Origin of the sequence: Desulfovibrio sp. (assembly GCF_014803725.1) — a bacterium.
In the GTDB taxonomy this organism is placed as follows: Bacteria; Desulfobacterota; Desulfovibrionia; order Desulfovibrionales; family Desulfovibrionaceae; genus Desulfovibrio.
In genome coordinates this window covers 35,666-55,750 of the sequence record NZ_JAAVBE010000022.1, presented here as the reverse complement: position 1 = coordinate 55,750, position 20,085 = coordinate 35,666, and the positions used below count along the sequence as shown (strand labels likewise).

Annotated in this window: 12 protein-coding genes and 1 rRNA gene; 7 read left to right on the top strand and 6 right to left on the bottom strand. The window is 60.7% G+C overall.

The window, feature by feature from the left end:
- Positions 1-113: ribosomal RNA gene (rrf, locus tag HDR50_RS08305) — 5S ribosomal RNA — on the top strand; the annotation flags it as partial.
- A 712-nt stretch (positions 114-825) separates the two neighbouring features.
- On the opposite strand, the gene HDR50_RS08300 is transcribed toward rrf, so the two are convergent.
- Positions 826-2,553 (bottom strand): AIPR family protein, encoded by a 1,728-nt coding sequence (locus HDR50_RS08300; protein ID WP_291357667.1) that lies wholly within the window; start codon positions 2,551-2,553, stop codon positions 826-828.
- 357 nt (positions 2,554-2,910) lie between these two features.
- On the opposite strand from HDR50_RS08300, the gene trmFO reads away from it, so the two are divergent.
- The 3 genes from trmFO to HDR50_RS08285 all read left to right on the top strand — a co-directional run bounded on the left by trmFO (position 2,911) and on the right by HDR50_RS08285 (position 5,717).
- Complete coding sequence (gene trmFO / locus HDR50_RS08295) at positions 2,911-4,269, top strand: methylenetetrahydrofolate--tRNA-(uracil(54)-C(5))-methyltransferase (FADH(2)-oxidizing) TrmFO (protein WP_291357666.1); 1,359 nt, start codon at positions 2,911-2,913, stop codon at positions 4,267-4,269.
- Between the two features lie 18 nt (positions 4,270-4,287).
- Positions 4,288-5,031: a class I SAM-dependent methyltransferase gene (locus HDR50_RS08290; protein ID WP_291357665.1), complete on the top strand. Its 744-nt coding sequence runs from the start codon at positions 4,288-4,290 to the stop codon at positions 5,029-5,031.
- A 224-nt stretch (positions 5,032-5,255) separates the two neighbouring features.
- Positions 5,256-5,717 carry a DUF5655 domain-containing protein gene (locus HDR50_RS08285; RefSeq protein WP_365817274.1) on the top strand — a complete coding sequence of 154 codons (462 nt, stop codon included), beginning with the start codon at positions 5,256-5,258 and terminating at the stop codon, positions 5,715-5,717.
- Between the two features lie 88 nt (positions 5,718-5,805).
- Here HDR50_RS08285 and rpoC read toward each other — a convergent pair whose 3' ends face one another.
- The 3 genes from rpoC to HDR50_RS08270 form a co-directional block, all read right to left on the bottom strand.
- The gene (rpoC, locus tag HDR50_RS08280) at positions 5,806-9,978 is read right to left on the bottom strand and encodes a DNA-directed RNA polymerase subunit beta' (protein WP_291357663.1); all 4,173 of its coding nucleotides are present in this window, start codon (positions 9,976-9,978) and stop codon (positions 5,806-5,808) included.
- A 116-nt stretch (positions 9,979-10,094) separates the two neighbouring features.
- Entirely contained in the window at positions 10,095-14,231 is a 4,137-nt protein-coding gene (gene rpoB, locus HDR50_RS08275; protein WP_291357662.1) for a DNA-directed RNA polymerase subunit beta, read from the bottom strand.
- Positions 14,232-14,701: 470 nt separating this feature from the next.
- Positions 14,702-16,171 (bottom strand): diguanylate cyclase, encoded by a 1,470-nt coding sequence (locus HDR50_RS08270; RefSeq protein ID WP_291357661.1) that lies wholly within the window; start codon positions 16,169-16,171, stop codon positions 14,702-14,704.
- A gap of 206 nt (positions 16,172-16,377) precedes the next feature.
- Between HDR50_RS08270 and HDR50_RS08265 the strand changes: the two genes are divergently transcribed.
- Both HDR50_RS08265 and HDR50_RS08260 read left to right on the top strand, forming a co-directional pair.
- Positions 16,378-17,271 (top strand): radical SAM protein, encoded by an 894-nt coding sequence (locus HDR50_RS08265; protein ID WP_291357660.1) that lies wholly within the window; start codon positions 16,378-16,380, stop codon positions 17,269-17,271.
- Positions 17,272-17,283: 12 nt separating this feature from the next.
- A complete protein-coding gene (locus HDR50_RS08260) occupies positions 17,284-18,009 on the top strand; it encodes a flavodoxin family protein (RefSeq protein ID WP_291357659.1) in 726 nt (241 codons plus the stop codon).
- 8 nt (positions 18,010-18,017) lie between these two features.
- Here the strand turns inward: HDR50_RS08260 and HDR50_RS08255 are convergent, their stop codons facing one another.
- The gene (locus HDR50_RS08255; protein ID WP_291357658.1) at positions 18,018-18,419 is read right to left on the bottom strand and encodes a secondary thiamine-phosphate synthase enzyme YjbQ; all 402 of its coding nucleotides are present in this window, start codon (positions 18,417-18,419) and stop codon (positions 18,018-18,020) included.
- Positions 18,420-18,433: 14 nt separating this feature from the next.
- On the bottom strand, positions 18,434-19,486 hold the full coding sequence (locus HDR50_RS08250; protein ID WP_291357657.1) for a GNAT family N-acetyltransferase: 1,053 nt from the start codon (positions 19,484-19,486) through the stop codon (positions 18,434-18,436).
- A 171-nt stretch (positions 19,487-19,657) separates the two neighbouring features.
- On the opposite strand from HDR50_RS08250, the gene HDR50_RS08245 reads away from it, so the two are divergent.
- The gene (locus HDR50_RS08245; protein ID WP_291357656.1) at positions 19,658-19,981 is read left to right on the top strand and encodes an IscA/HesB family protein; all 324 of its coding nucleotides are present in this window, start codon (positions 19,658-19,660) and stop codon (positions 19,979-19,981) included.
- Positions 19,982-20,085: the final 104 nt, after the last annotated feature.

The following is a 20,085-nucleotide window of genomic DNA, read 5'->3' as shown; positions in this document are numbered from 1 at the left end:
TGGCAGCCACGGAGTAGAGGGTACACCCGATCCCATTCCGAACTCGGCAGTTAAGCTCTTCCTCGCCGATGATACTGCGCATCTTCGCGCGGGAAAGTAGGAAGCTGCCAAATTCTTCCGCCGCCCCCGAAAGGCACACTCCCTTCCGGGGGCGGGTGCGTTTAAGGGGCGTGGTGAGGGACGGAGCGAAGTTACGTTAGGGGCTTACAGCCCGGCCGGCCCGCGCGCCACTTCACCCGCATCGAACCTCAAAAATATACCCGAACTGCCTTATTCAGGCTCACTGAAATCATCTCACAAGAAAACCCGGAATGTACTGGGCTTTCGCATTAGGGGGCTGAGACAGTGATGGGCAGGCAAAGGTGACTTTCTCATCACCCGCTTTTGGAATAGCTTTTCCCCTGGTTCCCGTAGAGGAGAAGGAAATGCAGAAAAAGCTCTTCGTTGCGGCGATGCTTGCCCTGCTGTGCCTCGGCTGCGCCGCCGGGATCAGGATGGGCAGGGGAAGAAGATAGACCCCGGGCTTGGAGCGGTGGCGGGTGCCGGCACCCTTGTTGCCGTGGGTACGGAATACTTTGGTAAGCTAAAACACATGATTATCAACTCTGAACGTACCCCGGGCACTATGTCAAGAGTACTGAACTAACTCACCAAGGCAGGAGATATTGAAGTTGAAGGGCCGTGCAAACCCTCCTTGACGGGAAAAGGCTCTAGGATGAAGTGGTCGGACTGCAAAATTAATCGGATAGAGAGACCCCTCAAAACCGAGCTAACGGTCAAACTAAGTCTGCCCCACTACTTCTAACTACTCCCAACTACGCAAAATCATCTAAATTTTTGCATGATTTTATCCAGTAAACTTTCTGTTATTTGGCGAGTTCTCGCAATGTTCTTTTTCTCAACTCCAGATTTTTTGGCAACCTCCTCATATGCGGTTATTCCTTCAACACAAAGTTTTAAAAATTTTGGTCTATCATCTAAAATAGGTAGAAGTTCTTCAGTAATTCTTTTGGCTAGTTTGGGAGAATTTAATTGAGTCTTTTCGCCTTTAGTTAAAATTTTCCAAATATACATTAGTGCATAGTAACGAGCATAAGAATATTGTTTTGAACTAGCATTCATTCTAACTTCTTTGGTTATTTTCATATAGGCATAGGCAGCAAAGTAGTATGGTTCCATTCGGTGAGTAGATAAAAATAACTTTTCTTTATTTACTTTTAGTAGCTCTCCATAGTAGCGATGTGTACTGTGAGGTTCCTCTAAAAACATAGCAACACTACTTGCCAATAAATTGGATAAGGTTATTATTTCTATTGGTTTAATTGTTTCATCAGTTGCGTACTGTCTTGAACGTCTTTCATAATATATATTATCTTTAACATTTCTATTTTGAGCTTGGCAGAACAATTCAAACTTCCTATGGAATTCTGAGAGTGCTTCAAATGCTTCGATTTCAACTTTATTTTGACGATTTGTAGAACGTATTATGTCATTTATAATTTCTTGATTTTCTGTTGATATAATTTTTATAGGCAAAAACATGTCATCTTTAATATCATTTTTATTTCGATAGATGACATTACTTGTTTGACAGCCATTCACAATTTGGATATTTTCTATTAAGAGGTTGTTTTTAATTCGCTGAATTTTTTTGGCTACCGCTGTTACTCCATTGTTAAGAATAATAAAATAATCTTTTTTTCTAGAGTCTTTTATTGTATTTGAAATTTCTTCATTTACATTACTTGTTCCGAGGTAATCACGAATATTATCCGAAAAAATGTTTTGATCTATATTTCCTTCTTCATCGCATATAAGTTTTAGAAATTCCTTGCAGCTAATTCTACCTAAAAGGGCTTCTTCAATCCCTGCAGCTTGCGGAAGTACAATATAATGGTCCATCTGAATCGTTTTTTCAGAACCGCGGATTATATTTTGATACATCTTATATAATTTATTGACATCCACATACTCAACATTAATCTCTGATAAACATTGCATTGATGATAGACTTTCAATAATATCTTTTCTTGCAGCATTTAAATGGTCACTAATGTTTAAATATCCAGTTGTTACATAATATAATGAACATGACGGATTGTTAGGATAAAATTTTCGTGCATTTTTGTAAATTAAATCCTTCATAGCTCTATAATTTTGAATTTCAGGATTTGCAGGAAGCCGAGGGATTTCTCTAAAGAAATCCTTTACCCCCCGTCCAAAATTGGATATTTCGGTACAGTCAAATTTAGGAGAGGTCTTAGCTTGTACAAATACAAAGTGAACATCAATCTTATTATTTGCAGAAATAAAATCTTCAAGCTCTAATAAATCATGACAAATTTTGCCATTTATAAGAATCGCGATTGCATCAATCCCAGTATCATTGCCCCCATCAACTATAGATTTCTCTACATCGAACTTATCAGAAAAATTATGGCATACCACACAATATGATGAAAATAATCCAAACAAATCTTCATTTTTTTTACTCCTATAGCCAAAATCATCAGAAAATCCTGACAAGTACGAAGTAAGAATTGCGTTTTGCATAGCACCTCCAGATATATTGCTCTTCATTGTATTCAATTTACTTGTCAGGCGATTGTAATTTATAACTGCTTTTATTTCAGCAGTGTCGCCTAGGCAAAAGAAATTTCCACCACCGATGAATAGCGGGAGTTCCCTTTATGTATAACTCCAGACTTGAGAAGAAACTTCCACTTGTTTATATAAATATAGCGATATTCTTGATAAAAGTCAAGAATATATTTAATATAAGAATCCAAGGGTTTGCAGTCATTTGATAGGCATCCACATCTCGAAGCCGCTGATGTGTGAGAATGCCGTTGGCTTGCCATCCCGCGGCTTTTCCTCCATGCTGCGGGCACCCGAATAGCAGGAGTATCCATGCCTTCATCTTCCTTTGCCGTGGTGGGCGCAGGCGTTGCCGGCTGTGAGTGCGCCCTGCAACTGGCGCGCGCCGGCCATAGCGTGACGCTCTTTGAACAGAAGCCGCACTTCCGTTCGCCGGCCCATGTGAGCGACGATTTTGCGGAGCTCGTATGCTCCAATTCGTTGCGTTCGGGCGAGCGTACTTCCGGCGTGGGGCTGCTCAAGGCCGAGATGCGTGCCCTTGGCAGCGCTTTCATGGCAGCCGCTGATGCCTGCCGCGTTCCAGCCGGGAAGGCGCTGGCCGTGGACCGCGAGGCGTTCGCGCGCGCCATGACCGGGGCCGTGGCCGCGGAGCCTGGCATCACTGTGCGGCATGCGCGTATCGACTCCCTGGATGACGCGGAGCTGGCCGAGACAGGGAGTGCCGGCATCATCATCGCGGCCGGCCCGCTTGCTTCCGACGGCCTTTCCGCTTCCCTTGCCGACATCATCGGCGGGGAGCACTGCTATTTTTACGATGCCATCGCGCCCATCGTCTGGACGCATTCGCTGGACATGTCGGTGGTGTTCCGCGCCTCGCGCTACGGGGCAGAAAATGGTGAGCCGGAGGGGGAGGGGGATTACCTCAACTGCCCCATGAACCGGGAGGAGTATGAGACTTTTTTTGCCGCGCTCAGCGAGGGGCGCGTCATGGAGGCGCGGGACTTTGAGAAGGAAGTGCATTTTGAAGGCTGCATGCCGCTGGAGGCGTTGGCGCAGCGCGGCTCGCGCACACTGACCTTTGGGCCGCTCAAGCCCGTGGGCTTTGTGGACCCGCGCACCGGGCGCCGCCCCTGGGCGGTGCTCCAGCTCAGGGCCGAGAACGCCAATGCCGAGACCTGCAACCTTGTAGGTTGCCAGACCAAGCTGCTCCAGGGGGAGCAGGAGCGCATCTTCCGGCTCGTGCCCGGCATGGAGCGGGCCGAATTTGCGCGCTTCGGCAGCATGCACCGCAATACCTATGTCAACGCCCCGGTCGCGCTCACGCCGGATATGGAATTGAAAAACAGGCCCGGCGTCTATCTTGCCGGCCAGATCTCCGGCGTGGAGGGATATGTGGAGTCCGCGGCCAGCGGCCTGTGGCTCGGGCTTGCACTGGCGGCGCGCGCCCACGGGCGCGAGCTCGCGCCACCGCCGAGGGAAACGGCGCTCGGCGCCCTGCTCGGACATCTCCAGCGGCCGGAAAAGCGCTTCCAGCCGTCCAACGTGCATTTCGGCCTCATGCCGGAGCTGGACGAACGCGCGCGCAAAAAGGAGCGCAAGGCACTCTACGCCGCCCGCGCCGAAATGGCCTTTGCCGACTGGCTGGCGGCGAGCGGCCTTGGGGTACGATGAATCCGCCGGGAGAGGGTCATGGAATGGAACGCGAAGCTCTATGAGAACAGCCACGGCTTTGTGGCGGAATATGGCAAGGGGCTTCTGGAATTTGTCACGCCTGACCCGCAGCAGGCCATACTCGATCTCGGTTGCGGCACAGGCACGCTGACCGGCGAGCTCGCCCTGCGCGCCGGCCGCGTAATCGGCATCGACGCCTCGCCGGAAATGATCACCGCGGCAAGGCGGTCTTTCCCGCAGCTTGAATTTCTGGTGGCGGATGCGCTGGAGCTTCCCTTTGAGAATCAATTTGATGTGGTCTTTTCCAATGCGGTCTTCCACTGGCTGCCTGACCATGACCGCTTGCTGAAAAACATCCGTCGCGCCCTTACGCCGGGCGGCCGGCTTGTCTGCGAGTTTGGCGCCAGGGGCAATGTGGGCGCCATTGAAGACGCCTTTGCCCGCGCCTGCGAGGAACAGGGTCTGCGTTATGCAAGCCGGTTCACCTTCCCGGAGGCCGGGGCCTTTGCACAGTTGCTTGAGGCTAACGGGTTCACCCCCGAAGTCGTTATGGCCTATGACAGGCCCACGATTTTGAAAGAAGGGGAGCATGGCCTCGCCCACTGGATGCGCCAGTTTTTTGCCGGCCCCTTGGCGACCATGAGTGCAAGGGAGCAGGAAGCCGTCCTCAGCCGGACGGAAGAACTCGCGCGGTCGAAGCTCTGGGACGGGAGCGCCTGGGTGGCCGATTACCGGCGCTTGCGGGTAGTGGCGCATATCTGAGGCAGGAAAGGCCGCCGGTACATTCCTGCATTGCTCTTAACTTGCAGTATTGCTGCGCGACATCATAATGTGACCTTCAGAAAATGGAGGCCTCCTCATGAGCGACATCAAGCTGTTCCGCTTTTCCAAAAATGGTGCGCAGGAACTCCGTTTGACCTGCATGCTGTGGCGCAGATTGGCAGGAACATTGAACTCATCCGTTACCGTTTTTTTCTGATGACCTTATTCTTTTTGAGCTTCTGACGGCGCAGCCGACCCAACAGGAGGGGAGCAAGAAAGCCAAGAGCCCGCAGGCAGCTCCACCTGCCCCAGCACCGGCGAAAAAACTTCAAGCCAAGGGGACGCTCGCCTCGCAAATCAACACCATGGCGCCGGACATCGCCAAACTTTGGGAAGGAACTCTGGATTTTATCCGTGGTCTTGGCGAAGATGTGACTATCCGTTTTCTCCGCCATTATGTCGCGTGCGGACGTTTGAAAAATTTTGTCTGTCTGGCACCGCACAAGACGGACATTACTCTTTGGCTTAAACTGGCCCCGGCTTCCGTCACACTGGAAAAGGGTTTCACGCGTGACGTAAGCGACATCGGACACCATGGTACGGGAAATCTGGAAGTCCGTATCAGCAATGAGGCGACTCTCGCCAAGGCGCTGCCCCTCATTGAACGCGACTATGAGGAGAGCTGAAAACCCGGGGCCACCAAGTTCCAGTCATCCAAAACAGAAAGCCCGGCCATTGCTGGCCGGGCTTTTCTATCTTCCGCCCTGACGGGCATCAGTTCAGCGTCAGATCCACCATGATGGGATTTTCTTCCAGCTCCTCGAGGAACTTGTCCGGGCGTTCCTTCTGCTCGGGCACCTCGATCTCGCCGTTGACGTATTCGCGGTAGCCCGTGCCCGCCGGGATGAGCCGGCCGACAATGACGTTCTCCTTGAGGCCGCGCAGGTGATCCATCTTGCCCTTGAGCGACGCTTCGGTGAGCACCTTGGTGGTCTCCTGGAAGGAGGCCGCGGAGATGAAGGACGAGGTGGTGAGCGAGGCCTGGGTGATGCCGAGCACCAGCGGCTCGGCCGTGGCCGGGGCGCGGCCCTCGGCGATGGCCTTCTGGTTCTCCTGCTTGAACTCGGCCTTGTCCACCTGCTCGCCCACGAGGAAGCTCGTGCCGCCCGCGTCGAGGATGGTCACCTTCTTGAGCATCTGGCGCACGATGACCTCGATGTGCTTGTCATCGATGCCCACGCCCTGGAAGCGGTAGACCTCCTGGATCTCGTCCACGAGGTAGCGCGCGAGATACTTCTCGCCGCGGGTGCGCAGGATGTCGTGCAGCTCGGGATAGCCCTCGGTGAGCGCGTCGCCGGCTTCCACGAAGTCGCCGTCGGCCACGGTGATGTGCTTGCCCTTGGGCACGAGGTATTCCTTGGCCTCGCCGATCTCCGGCGTGACCACGAGCTTGCGCTTGCCCTTGGATTCGCCCTCATAGGTGACGGTGCCGGCGATTTCCGAGATCTCGGCCTTGTCCTTGGGCTTGCGCACCTCGAAGAGCTCGGCCACGCGCGGGAGGCCGCCGACGATATCCTTGGTCTTGGAGGTCTCGCGCGGTTTGCGGGCGAGGATGTCGCCGGCCTGGATGGCCTGGCCGTCCTTGACCATGATGATGGAGCCCACGGGCAGCGTGTAGACAGCGGGCGCGGAGCCGTGGGCGCGCTTCTTCACCGTGCCGTCCTCGTTGCAGATGGAGATGGCCGGCCGGAAGTTGGTGGTGCGGTATTCCATGATGGTCAGGGAGGCCTGGCGCGTCACGTCGTCCACCTTTTCCTGCACGGTCTTGCCGTCGATGATGTCGGCAAAGCGGACGATGCCNTCCTCCTCGGCNACGAAGGGCTCGTTGAAGGGGTCCCATTCGGCGAGCACNGCGCCCTTGGCCACTTCCTCGCCGTCNTNNACCATGAGGCGCGCGCCGTTGGGCAGGATGTACTTCTCGCGCTCGCGGCCCTGCGGGTCCACGATGGTGAGCTGGCCGCTCTTGCCGAGCACGAGCTGCGCGCCCTCGCGGTTGGTGACCGCGCGCACGCGGTTGAGGATGACGCGGCCCGCGTTCTGGGCCTCGAACTTGTTTTTCTCGATGGTGCTCGAGGCCGTGCCGCCGATGTGGAAGGTGCGCATGGTGAGCTGGGTGCCCGGCTCGCCGATGGACTGCGCCGCGATGATGCCCACGGTCTCGCCCGTGTTGACGAGGTGGCCGCGCGCNAGGTCGCGCCCGTAGCAGAGCGCGCAGATGCCGCGCTCCGACTGGCAGGTGAGCGGCGAGCGCACCGTCACCGAGGAGATGCCCTTCTTGTCGATGATCTTGGCCTCGGTCTCGGTGATGAGCGTGTTCTCGGGCAGCAGCACCTTGTCCGGGTCGTCCGGGTCCATGACCGGGTAGAGCAGCACGCGGCCCACCACGCGCTCGGAGAGCGGGGTCTTGATGTCGCCGCCTTCCTTCAGGTGGGTGAGCTCGATGCCGTCCACGGTGCCGCAGTCATGCTCGGAGACGATGACATCCTGCACCACGTCCACGAGGCGGCGGGTGAGGTAGCCGGAGTTGGCCGTCTTGAGGGCCGTGTCCGCGAGGCCCTTGCGCGCGCCGTGGGTGGAGGTGAAGTATTGCAGCACCGAGAGCCCCTCGCGGAAGGACGAGGTGATGGGCGTCTCGATGATCTCGCCCGAGGGCTTGGCCATGAGGCCGCGCATGCCGGCGAGCTGGCGCATCTGGTCCTGGTTGCCGCGCGCGCCCGAGTTGGACATCATGAAGATGGGGTTGAAGCTCTGGTTCTCCACGGTTTCGCCCGTCACCGGGTNGGTGACGAGCTCGTGGGAGATCTCCTTGGTCATCTCGGTGGAGACATCCTGGGTGGCCTTGGTCCAGACATCNACCACCTTGTTGTATTTCTCGGTGCGGGTGATGATGCCGTCGCGGTACTGGCGCTCGATGTCGTCCACCTCGGCCTGCGACTGGGCGAGGATGGCCTTCTTGCTCTCCGGGATGGTGAGGTCCTTGACGCCGATGGTCACGCCCGCGCGCGTGGCGAACTCATAGCCCAGGTCCTTCAGCCTGTCGCAGAGGATGACCGTGGACTTGATGCCGCAGGTGCGGTAGGCCGCGCCCACGAGCTTGGCGATGGCCTTCTTGGTGAGCACGGTGTTGACCGTCTCGAAGGGCAGCTCGGGCGGCAGGATGTCGCTCACGAGCACGCGGCCCGGCGTGGTGTCGTAGATCTTGCCGTCGGGCATGCGCACCTTGATGCGCGCGTGCAGCGAGACCTGCCCGGCGTCATAGGCGCTTTCCACCTCCCACGGGGCGCAGAAGGTCATGCCCTCGCCCTTCTCGAAGCTGCGCTCCACGGTCATGTAGTAGAGGCCGAGCACGATGTCCTGCGAGGGCACGATGACCGGGCCGCCNTTGGCCGGGGAGAGGATGTTGTTGGTGCTCATCATGAGCACGCGGCACTCGATCTGCGCCTCCACGGAGAGCGGGATGTGCACGGCCATCTGGTCGCCGTCGAAGTCCGCGTTGTAGGCGGTGCAGACGAGCGGGTGCAGCCGGATGGCCTTGCCCTCCACGAGCAGCGGCTCGAAGGCCTGGATGCCNAGGCGGTGCAGGGTGGGCGCGCGGTTGAGCAGGATGGGATACTCGCGCACGACCTCCGANAGGATGTCCCACACCACGAGNTCCTCGCGCTCCACCATCTTTTTCGCGCTCTTGATGGTGGAGGCGTAGCCGCGTTTCTCAAGCTCCGNGTAGATGAAGGGCTTGAAGAGCTCGAGGGCCATCTTCTTGGGCAGGCCGCACTGGTGCAGCTTGAGGTAGGGGCCCACGGTGATGACCGAGCGGCCGGAATAGTCCACGCGCTTGCCCAGAAGGTTCTGGCGGAAGCGGCCCTGCTTGCCCTTGATCATGTCGGAGAGCGACTTNANNGGGCGNCCGTTGGTGCCGGTGATGGCGCGGCCGCGNCGGCCGTTGTCNAAGAGCGCGTCCACGGCCTCCTGGAGCATNCGCTTTTCGTTGCGGATGATGATTTCCGGCGCGCCCAGCTCCATGAGGCGCTTGAGGCGGTTGTTGCGGTTGATGACGCGGCGGTAGAGGTCGTTCAGGTCCGACGTGGCGAAGCGGCCGCCGTCCAGCGGCACNAGGGGCCGNAGCTCCGGCGGGATGACCGGGATGACCTCCATGATCATCCATTCCGGCTTGTTCTGCGACTCGAGGAAGGCCTCCACGATCTTGAGGCGCTTGGTGATCTTCTTCTTGCGGGTCTGGCTCTTGGTGGCCTCGCCCTCCTCGCGCAGCTCCGCGCGCAGCTTCTCGAGGTCGAGCTCTTCCAGNAGGGTGCGCACGGCCTCGGCGCCCATGCCCACGGTGAGGGCGTCCTCGCCGTAGCGCTCGATGATCTGGAGGTACTGGTCCTCGGAGATGACCTGCTGCTTCTGGATGCCCGGCACCTGCCCGGGGTCGAGCACGATGTAGGAGTCGAAATAGAGCACCTTCTCGAGGTCGGCCATGGTCATGTCGAGCAGGGTGCCGATCTTGGAGGGCAGGGTCTTGAGGAACCAGATATGCGCCACCGGCGCGGCCAGCTCGATGTGGCCCATGCGCTCGCGGCGCACCTTGGAGGCGATGACCTCCACGCCGCACTTTTCGCACACGATGCCGCGGTGCTTCATGCGCTTGTACTTGCCGCAGTTGCACTCATAGTCCTTCACGGGGCCGAAGATCTTGGCGCAGAANAGGCCGTCGCGCTCCGGCTTGAAGGTGCGGTAGTTGATGGTCTCCGGCTTTTTCACCTCGCCGTAGGACCATTCGCGGATGGCCTCAGGCGACGCGATGGAAATCTGGATGGCCTTGAGGTTGCGGATATTGGCCGCATTGGTGGAGGAGCCGCGTGCGGTGAACAGATCGTCCAGACTCATATATCTCTACCCTGCCTTGTGAAAGGCCCGTTGAGGGTGGTTCGACCGTTGTATTCNTGTATTCCGGCGGCCGCGCGAAGGTGTNNCCCCCGCGCGGCCCGNAACTTGCGGANTATCTATTCGGCGTCGTTGCCGGCCTCGTGCATCCAGCCCACGCGCTTGGGCTTCTTGCCCTCTTCCTGGTGCAGGTTCACGTCAAGGCCGAGGCTCATGAGCTCTTTNACGAGCACGTTGAAGGATTCGGGCAGGCCCGCCTCGAGGAAGTTGTCGCCCTTGACGATCTTCTCGTACATCTTCACGCGCCCGGCCACGTCGTCGGACTTGACNGTGAGGAATTCCTGCAGCAGGTAGGCCGCGCCATAGGCCTCCAGCGCCCAGACTTCCATTTCGCCGAGCCGCTGGCCGCCGAACTGCGCCTTGCCGCCGAGGGGCTGCTGCGTGACGAGGGAGTAGGGGCCCGTGGAGCGGGCGTGGATCTTCTCGTCCACGAGGTGGTGGAGCTTGAGGATATACATNACGCCCGTGGTGACGCGGTTCTTGAAGGGCTCGCCGGTGCGGCCGTCGTAGAGCACGGTCTTGCCGTCGCTNGCGAGGCCCGCCTTTTCGAGCCAGCCCCAGATTTCGTCTTCCGTGGCGCTGTCNAAGACCGGGGTGCGCGTGACGATGCCGTTGCGCAGCTTCTTCACCGAGGCCACGAATTCCTCGTCGTCCATGCCGTCGATGAGGGCGTCGATCTCGGGCGACTTGAAGACCGCCTTGACCTCCTTGCGCACGGAATCGAGCATGGCGCCCGAATCCACGAGCTCCGCGAGCTGGCGGCCCAGCTCCTTGGCGCCCCAGCCGAGGTGCGTCTCCATGATCTGGCCGATGTTCATGCGCGAGGGCACGCCNAGCGGGTTGAGCACGATGTCCACCGGGCGGCCGTCGGCGAAGAAGGGCATGTCCTCCTCGGGCAGGATGCACGAGACCACGCCCTTGTTGCCGTGGCGGCCGGCCATCTTGTCGCCCACGGAGAGCTTGCGCTTGATGGCCACATAGACCTTGACCATCTTGATGACGCCGGGCGCGAGGTCGTCGCCCTCGGAGACCTTTTCGCGCTTGGAATCNTAGATGTGGTGGAGGTAGTCCACCTCGCGGTCATAGTCCTTGAGCAGGGCCGCGACCTCGTCGTTGACTTCCTTGCTCTTGAAGAGCCCGGCCAGCTTCTTGACCGGGAGCTCGGCGAGCTGCTCGGCCGTGAGGGCCGCGCCGGCCTCCACCAGGGTCTCGCCCTTCTTCTTGCCGGCCACGGAGGCCGCGGTCTGCTTGCCGATGACGATGGGCGCGAGCTTGGCGCGGGTGCGCTCGCCGAGGGCGCGCATGTGGTCGGCTTCCTTCTGGTCGAGCACGGCGGTGTCGTGCGCCTCGATGGCCAGGGTGCGCTCGTCCTTCTCGCCGGAGCGGCGGTTGAACACCTTGACGTCGATGATGGTGCCCTCCACTCCCGGCGGGACCTTGAGGGAGGTGTTCTTCACGTCGCGCGCCTTCTCGCCGAAGATGGCCCGGAGCAGCTTCTCTTCCGGGGTGAGCTGGGTCTCGCCCTTGGGCGTGATCTTGCCCACGAGGATGTCGTCCGGCTTCACGGGCGCGCCGATGCGGATGATGCCGCTCTCGTCGAGGTTGCGCAGCATGTCCTCGCTGACATTGGGGATGTCGCGGGTGATTTCCTCGGGCCCGAGCTTGGTGTCGCGCGCCACGACCTCGAATTCCTCGATGTGGATGGAGGTGAAGGTGTCGTCGCGCACCGTGCGCTCGGAAATGAGGATGGAGTCCTCATAGTTGTAGCCGCACCAGGGCATGAAGGCGACCACGAGGTTCTTGCCGAGCGCGAGCTGGCCCTCGTCGATGCCCGGGCCGTCCGCGAGGATCTGGCCCTTTTTCACGATGTCGCCGGGCTTGCAGGTGGGCTTTTGCCCGAAGCACGANTTCTGGTTGGACTTGTGGAACTTGAGCAGGTCATAGGCGCGCACGCCGCCCTGCTCCTTGTAGATGTCGCCCTCNTAGGCCACCACGATGCGGTCGGCGTCCGCGTATTCCACGCGGCCGTCGGCCGGGGCCACGATGCAGGCGCCGGAGTCGCGCGCGACGTCCGTCTCCATGCCCGTGCCCACGAGGGGCTTTTCGGAGCGCAGCAGCGGCACGGCCTGGCGCTGCATGTTGGAGCCCATGAGCGCGCGGTTGGCGTCGTCATGCTCGAGGAAGGGGATGAGCGCGGCCGAGATGGAGACCATCTGGCTCGGCGAGATGTCCATGAGCGTCACCTCGTCGCGGTGGCGCATTTCCACCTCGCCCTTGACGCGCACGGTGACGTATTCGTCCAGCAGGCGACCGTCNGCGTCCATGCGCGCGTCGGCCTGGGCCACCACCTCGTCGCCCTCGCGCGAGGCGTCAAGATGCACCACCTCGTCCGTGACCTGGGCATTGCGCACCACGCGGTAGGGCGTTTCGATGAAGCCGTAGTCGTTCACCTTGGCATAGGTGGTCAGCGACACGATGAGGCCGATGTTCGGGCCTTCGGGCGTCTCGATGGGGCAGATGCGGCCATAGTGCGAGGTGTGCACGTCGCGCACCTCGAAGCCCGCGCGCTCGCGCGTGAGGCCGCCGGGCCCGAGGGCCGAGAGGCGGCGCTTGTGCGTGACCTCGGAAAGCGAGTTGGTCTGGTCCATGAACTGCGAGAGCTGGGAGGTGCCGAAAAACTCCTTGAGCACCGCGGCCACGGGCTTGGGATTGATGAGGTCATGCGGCATGAGCGTGGAAATTTCCTGCAGGCTCATGCGCTCCTTGATGGCGCGCTCCATGCGCACAAGGCCGATGCGGTACTGGTTTTCCACGAGCTCGCCCACGAGGCGCACGCGGCGGTTGCCCAGGTGGTCGATGTCGTCGGCCGGGCCGTGGCTGTCCTTGAGCTGGACCAGCACCTTGATGGCCGTGAGGATGTCCTCGTCGCTCAAAACGCGCAGGTCCGCNGGCTCGTGCAGGCCGAGGCGCTGGTTGAGCTTGTAGCGGCCCACGGGCGAAAGGTCATAGTAGTCCGGGTTGCGGAACAGGTTGTCGAAGAAGCTGGCCGCGATTTCGGGCGTGGGCGGGGAGGACGGGCGAAGCCTGCGGTAGATTTCCTCCTGGGCCTTCTGCTTGTCCGGGATGCGGTCCTGCACGAGGGTGTCGCGGATGGAGGAGGAGGTGTCCGTGCCCTTGGTGTGCAGCACGGAGAGCCGGCGGATGTTCGCCTCGCGGCAGCGCTCGAGGAGGCCCGCCGTGATTTCGTCGGCGGCCTCGGCGAGCACCTCGTGCGTCTCGGGGTTGACCACGTCCTCGGCGAGGAACATGCCCTCGATGAAGTCCGGGCGCACCTCGATGGCCTTGATGCCGCCCTCGCAAATCTGCCGCCAGGCGCGCTTGGTGATGGGCTTGCCGGCCTTGACGAGCACCGTGCCGTCCTCGGCCGTGATGTCGGCGTAGGCCGTGTCCTTGCGGTAGAGGTCTTTCTCCACCTCCCACATCACCTTGCCGCCNGGCTCGAGCAGGTAGTGCTCGCGGGTGTAGAANTAGTCGAGNATCTGCTCCTTGCTCATGCCCATGGCCTTGAACAGGATGGTGGCGGGCATCTTGCGGCGGCGGTCGATGCGGACATAGAGGATGTCCTTGTGGTCGAAGTCGAAATCGAGCCACGAGCCGCGCATGGGGATGATGCGGCAGGAATAGAGCACCTTGCGGCTGGTGTGNGTCTTGCCGCCGTCNTGCTCGAAGATGATGCCGGGCGAGCGCTGGAGCTGGTTGACGATGACGCGCTCNGTGCCGTTGATGATGAAGGTGCCCTTCTCGGTCATGAGCGGNAGNGTGCCGAAATAGATGTCCTGCTCCTTGATGTCGCGGATGGTGCGGTTGCCCGAGGCCTCGTCCGCGTCATANACGACGAGGCGCACGCGGATGCGCACCGGNGCCTCGTAGGTCAGGCCCTTGGAGATGCACTCGGCCTGGTCGTACTTGGGCTCCTGGATCTCGTAGGAGACGAACTCGAGGCTCGCGGTCTTGTTGAAGTCCTCGATGGGAAAGACCGTGTGGAAGACGCCCTCAAGGCCTTCCTCGTGGCTGCGCTCGTTCTCGGGCACGCCTTCCTGGAGAAATTTCCGGTAGGAGTCTATCTGGAGGTTCAGCAGATGGGGGATGGGCAGGGAAGTCTTGATCTTGCCGAACTGTTTGCTGAGCTGGCTCATGGGTACCTCAAGAAGGTCTGGCAGTTGCGTTTGCAACGNAAAANNGGGCCCGCGCCATTGCNGCGCCAGNAAAGCGCACTNGGGGAAACAAAATTTNNGNTGCTGCCTGCCGCNCACGGCAAAGACGACAAAAACCCATCCCCTGCCGTCNCGCAGGGCCTGGGNCATTGCGCCGTGTTTTTAGAAAATAGTTTCNTTTACAGCAGGTTACAGAAAACAGCAATTAACCCTCCCTCTTANTTCGTGAACGCAATCAAATATCCANATTTCTTTCGTTTGGCAAGTGNCNAGGGCGCAAAAATTTTTTNNCGCNGCAAAGGCCCGGCGNGGGCGCNTTTGCNGGNAGANGNNGCANGNNGGAGGGGCGTGCGNTNTTTTGCNGGNAANNNTCCCGNACANCACGACTCCCGGCAGAGGNNCTGCCGGGAGNNNCANTCATGCAAAAATCAGCGGNNCNGANGCGNNNCGGCCTANGGCTCCCAGACCTTGGCCTGGGCCTTGCCGTTGCGCTTGGCCGCNTACATGGCCTGGTCGGCCTCNTGGATNAGCTGCTCCAGCGGNTATTCCGGGNCGCAGGCCGGNCGGATGCCGATGGANAGGCTCACGTCCGAGAGCTTGTCGAGCGAGCNGAACCANNNGGANAGNTTGGNCTGCACCTTGGCCGCCAGGGCCGCGAGCTCGTCGTCCTCAACATCCCGCGCAATGCAGACGAGGAATTCGTCGCCGCCGAGGCGCGCGAGAAAATCGTTGGGGAAGGTCTCGCGCATGACCGAGGCGATCTTGCGCAGGGCCATGTCGCCGGTCTCGTGGCCCCAGCGGTCGTTGACGGCCTTGAAGTTGTCAAGGTCGAGGTAGAGGAGGTGGAAGACCTCCTTGTCCATCTTCTGGAAATATTCGGTGAGCGCATGGCGGTTGGCGAGGCCGGTGAGGTGATCTTCGCTGGCGTTGCGCCGGATGGTGATCTCGAGGTTCTTTTCCGCCGTGATGTCGCTGAATACGGCGAGGCCCCCGAACACGTTGCCGAAGATGTCCCGAAGTTCCGTCTCGCGCACGCTCACGAACTTCTGCTCGCCGTCGTCCATGAAGCCGAGGCTCCCGGCCTCGTGGGTGAAGAACCAGCTCTTCCAGTCCCAGTAGTTGACGCCGATGATGTCGCTCTTGCGCTCGTGGAAGAAGTCGGCGAACTTCTGGTTCATGTGGGTGATGATGCCCTTCTCGTTGTGCATGATGATGGGGAAGGGCATGGCCTCGATGAAGATCTCGATCTCCATGCTCAGGTTGAGGATATTGGTGATGTCGTGCGCCACGCCCACGGTGCCGATGATCTTGCCGTGGCGGTCATGGATGGGCGTCTTGTAGGTGAGCAGGTGGCGCTTCTGGTCGCCGATCTTGAGCGTTTCGTTGAAGGTGCAGGTCTTGTTGGCCTTGATGACCTCGGCCTCGCTGTTGACGCAGGTCTCGTCGTGGTCGGCGCTTGTGGGGTCCACGTTCCAGATGAAGTAGTGGTCGCGCCCCTCGATCATCTTGCGCGTCTTGCCCGCGGCCTTGCAGAAGGCCTGATTGACCTTCATGTGCAGCCCGTCGAGGGACTTGAACCAGATCATGTCCGGCATGGAGTCGATGAGCGTCTCGAGCCAGGATTTTTCGATCTGCGCGGTGTTGAGCTCCGACACCCATTCCACGAGCTTGTCGAGGCGCGCCTGCCAGAGCGGGGGGATGACCGGCAAGAGCCAGATGTCATGATAGGCCGCGATCTCGGCCTTATCCATGTGCTTCACGGCATCCTGGTTGCGGCAGGCGATGACGTGGCCCTTGCACTCCGCCGGGGCCTTGCCCGGGGTGAGCAGGATCTCGGCCAGGGCCGGGGCGTCCGTCCATTCGGCGTTTTTGGGCAGTTTCGGCTGGAAATCGAGGTCAGGGTCTATGTAGATCTTGATCATGCAGGCGCTCCCATTTCCGCTTTTGTGCCCATACTACTAAAATAGCCAGCTTTGTAAATGCCGACGCCGGCCAACATTTCCGGCGCCCCGGGAGGCTCCCGCGCCTTGACACTTTTTTAGCGTGTATTAAAAATATGAATCTGGAGCGCATCCCCGTTCACGCGGCGCAACTTCCGGCACAACTCCAACCGGCTTTCGGGGGGATTATGAGAGCATTCACCGAACCGGCCATGCGGCCGCCGCAGGAGGCCCATTCGCTGCTCCTGCGGGCGACCCAGGGCTGCACCTATAATGACTGCCATTTCTGCTATGTTTCACGGGGCTACCCCTTCATGGCGGTGACGCCCGAGGAACTGGAGAAAGAAGTCCTGGCGCACAAGCCCTTTTTCCCTGAAAATACGGCTATCTACATGACAGGCTCCAATCCGCTGGCGCTGCCCGTGCGCAAGCTGAGGGAATATCTCGAGGTGCTGCGCAGGCATTTTCCGCGCTTTTCGCGCGTGAGCCTTCAGGGCCGCATCGACGACATCACGGCCAAGAGCGACGCCGAGCTTGCGGAACTGTGCGGCCTGGGCTTGAAGCATATCTATATCGGCACGGAAAACGGCCATGACGATGTGCTCAGGCTCATGAACAAGGGCCATGACTCCGCCGAGACGGTGGAACAACTGCTGCGCCTCGACGCTGCCGGCATGACCTATACCAACTTCTACATTCTCGGCATGGGCGGCAAGGGCATGGGCAAGGCCAGCGGCGAGGCCACGGCGCGCATGTTCAACAAGGTGCACCCCAGGCGCATCACCACCACGGGCATGACCCTCTTCGCGGGCACCCCGGTGGCGGAGATGGCAAGGCGCGGCGAGTTCAACGAGGCGTCGGAGCGGGAAAAGATCGAGGAATTGCGCACCTTTCTGCAAAATCTTGAGATCGACACCATTTATGACGGCGTCCACTACCTGAACCCGCTCAATTACCGCTTCGCCAACCGCGACGCCGCGGCCAAGGCCGAAGTGCTGGCCGACATCGACGAAACGCTGGCCTCCTGCTCCGACGAGGAGCTGGAGCGCATGGTGGACCGCCCGCGCATGCGGTCGCTTTAGGGGAGGGGAATGATGGCTGAAGAGAAACAGGCACCCGCCCGGGGCGGCGGGAAGTTCTCGCGCCGCAAGCTGTTCACCGTGGCCGGCGCGGCCACCGCGCTGGCCGTGGGCGGCGGCGCGCTCTACCGGCATTTTTCATCCACGTCGCCCATCCACGTGGAGTCGTTTACCACAGAGGGCTCGGGCGAAAAGAAGAACATCCTCGTGGTCACGGGCAGCTCCCGCGAGGGCGGCAACAGCCTGCTTCTGGCTGACGCCTTCATGAAGGGCGCCCGGGAGGCCGGGCATACGGTGGACGCGTTCCACTCCGGCCTTACGCCCGTGGGCGCCTGCCGGCATTGCGACGGCTGCTGGAGCACGGGCGAGCCCTGCGTGGTGGAGGACGGCTTCGCGGAGTTCTGGCCCAAGCTCGAGCAGGCCGACATGCTGGTCTTTTGCAGCCCGCTCTACTGGTACAATTTCAGCGGCCACATCAAGGCTGCCATGGACAGGATGTATCCGTATTCGCGCAAGCATCGCCCGAGGGACATGAAGGTGCGGGAGGCCATGCTGCTCATGTGCGGCGAGAGCCTGTTCCCGCGTTCCTTCGCCGGGCCGGCCGAGGCCTATAGGCAGATGCTGGGCCTCAAGCGCTGGAAGGACCGCGGGCGCCTCTTCGTCACCGGCGTGCATGAATTCGGCGCCATGCAGGGCCACAAGGCGCTGGCCGTGGCCGAGCAGATGGGCAGGGACGCCTGAGGGGCGGTTCAGTCTCTCGTCAGGAGCCTTTGCGCGAGCAAGGTGCGCGTCCTCGGGCCGTCGCCTTCATAGAGGTAGATGCTCTGCCAGCGGCCGAGGCAGAGCGCGCCCCCCGCGAGGGGCACGAGGAGCGACGCGCCGAGCAGGCTTGCGCGGATGTGGGCGTCCGTGTTGCCCTCGGCGTGGCTCCAGCCGTGGGTGTGCGGGGCGATCTCGGTGAAGAAGCGGATGAGGTCGCGCCTAACGTCCGGGTCGGCCCCCTCGTTGATGGTGAGCCCGCAGGTGGTGTGGGTGCAAAACAGCATGAGGGCGCCGTCGGCCCAGCCCTGCCGGCGCACGAGCTCCGCCACGGCCCCAGTGATGTTGAGCATTTCCTCGCGGCGCGTGGTGCGCACTTCCAGTTGTTGCATGCCCATCTCCGCGTTCAGGGTTTTTTGACCATGAGCCAGGTCTGGATCTCGTGGTTTTCTTCCGTCCAGTGGCGCTTGTATTCCATGCGCGGGCCCGTGACCGGCCCCATGTCGTAGCGGAACGCGCCCTCTTCGCACAGCCATTTCAGCGTCTCGAGCTGGAGCAGGTTGCCGAGCGAGAGCTTCTGCTCCTCGGCGGCATAGCTGAACTGCTGGCCGCGGTAGGTGGCGCCGCATATCCCGCCCCCGCACAGGCCCCCGAAGATGAAGCCGATGTCCCGGCCGTCGCGTTGCGCCATGATGGCGCGCAGCTTGCCCTCCTGGGCCAGTCGCTGCACGAGCAGCGCATAAAATTCGCGCGCCGGGGCCTCGCCCATGCCGCATTGCGCAAGGCCCTTCCAGCTGCGCGCCTCCACGGCCTGCATGCGCGCATACAAGGCTTCTGCCTCGCCGGGCGTGGCCGGGTGCTCGCGCGTAAAGCTGACGCCCGCGGCTTCTGCCTTGCGCGCGGCCTTTTTGAGCTTGGCGCGGTGGTTGGCGGAACGCCGCGAGAGGTAGCCGTCCAGCCCGCCGGCGAGCGAGGCGGCGCACTGGACGGAACTGCCGTGACGGAAAAAGGCGTACGCCTCGCCGAAGCGGTGCAGGAGCATGGCCGCGAGCGGTCCCCGCGGCCGGATGCCGCTTATGATGAGATGGGGCACCGCATGCGGGTAGGCCGCGTCAAATGCCGCAAGGGACGCGGCGAGCGCATCCCCGGCGGCCGGCCCGAGCAGCGGGCAGCCGAAGAGCCAGCCGTTTTCCGGCGGCGCCAGGAAGACGCGCTGCCCCTCCGCCAGGACTTCCGTAAACACGGCAAGGCCCCCCGGCTCCGTGTGGAAGAAGAGCTTTTTGCCTGGGGTGACGGTGTCGCGGAAGGTGAGCTGCCACGCCGGGGCGCAGCAGAAGGGGTCGGCCTGGCCGGTGGTGGCGGCAAGCTGCTCCCACAGGGGGAGCACGTCCGCCAGTGCCTGCGCCTCGGCCGTCCGGCCCGCACCAGAAGGGCCGTCCGTCAGCGGAAGAAAGGGCATGGAGCCTCCGGGGCGGGGAAAGGGCGGGCGCACATGGCGGAAAAGTCCCATGGATGGGCCGCCCGGTCAAGGGCAGGCGCCGGGGGAAGTTGGCGGCCCGCATTGACAGGGCGGCGCGCAGGTCTTAACTAAGGGATGTCCGCATTTTGCGGCCAAAACCTGGAGGACATGATGCTCGAACTCACCGAAAGCGCCCGCAACGAGCTTGAGGCGTATTTCAAGGATAAGGACAAGGAAACCATCCGCATCTACCTGGCGCCCGGCGGCTGCTCCGGCCCGCGCCTCGCCCTCGGGCTCGACCCGGCCGGCGATGACGATGTGAGCGAGGAGACCGGCGGCTTCACCTTCTGCATCAACAAGGAACTGCTCGACCAGATCAAGGGCGCCAAGATCGACCTGACGCCCATGGGCTTCCTGGTCGATCCCACCGTGCCCCTGCCCGAAAGCGCGGGCGGCGGTTGCGGCGGCTGCTGCGGCGGCTGCGGCTCGCACTAGCCATCAACCGTTTGCGGCTTCGGCCTTCGGGCCGGGGCCGCAGGCTTTTTTGATCAGGCCGGGGGCGTCTTGGCGCGCTCCCGGTCTTGTGCGCGTTTCCGCAG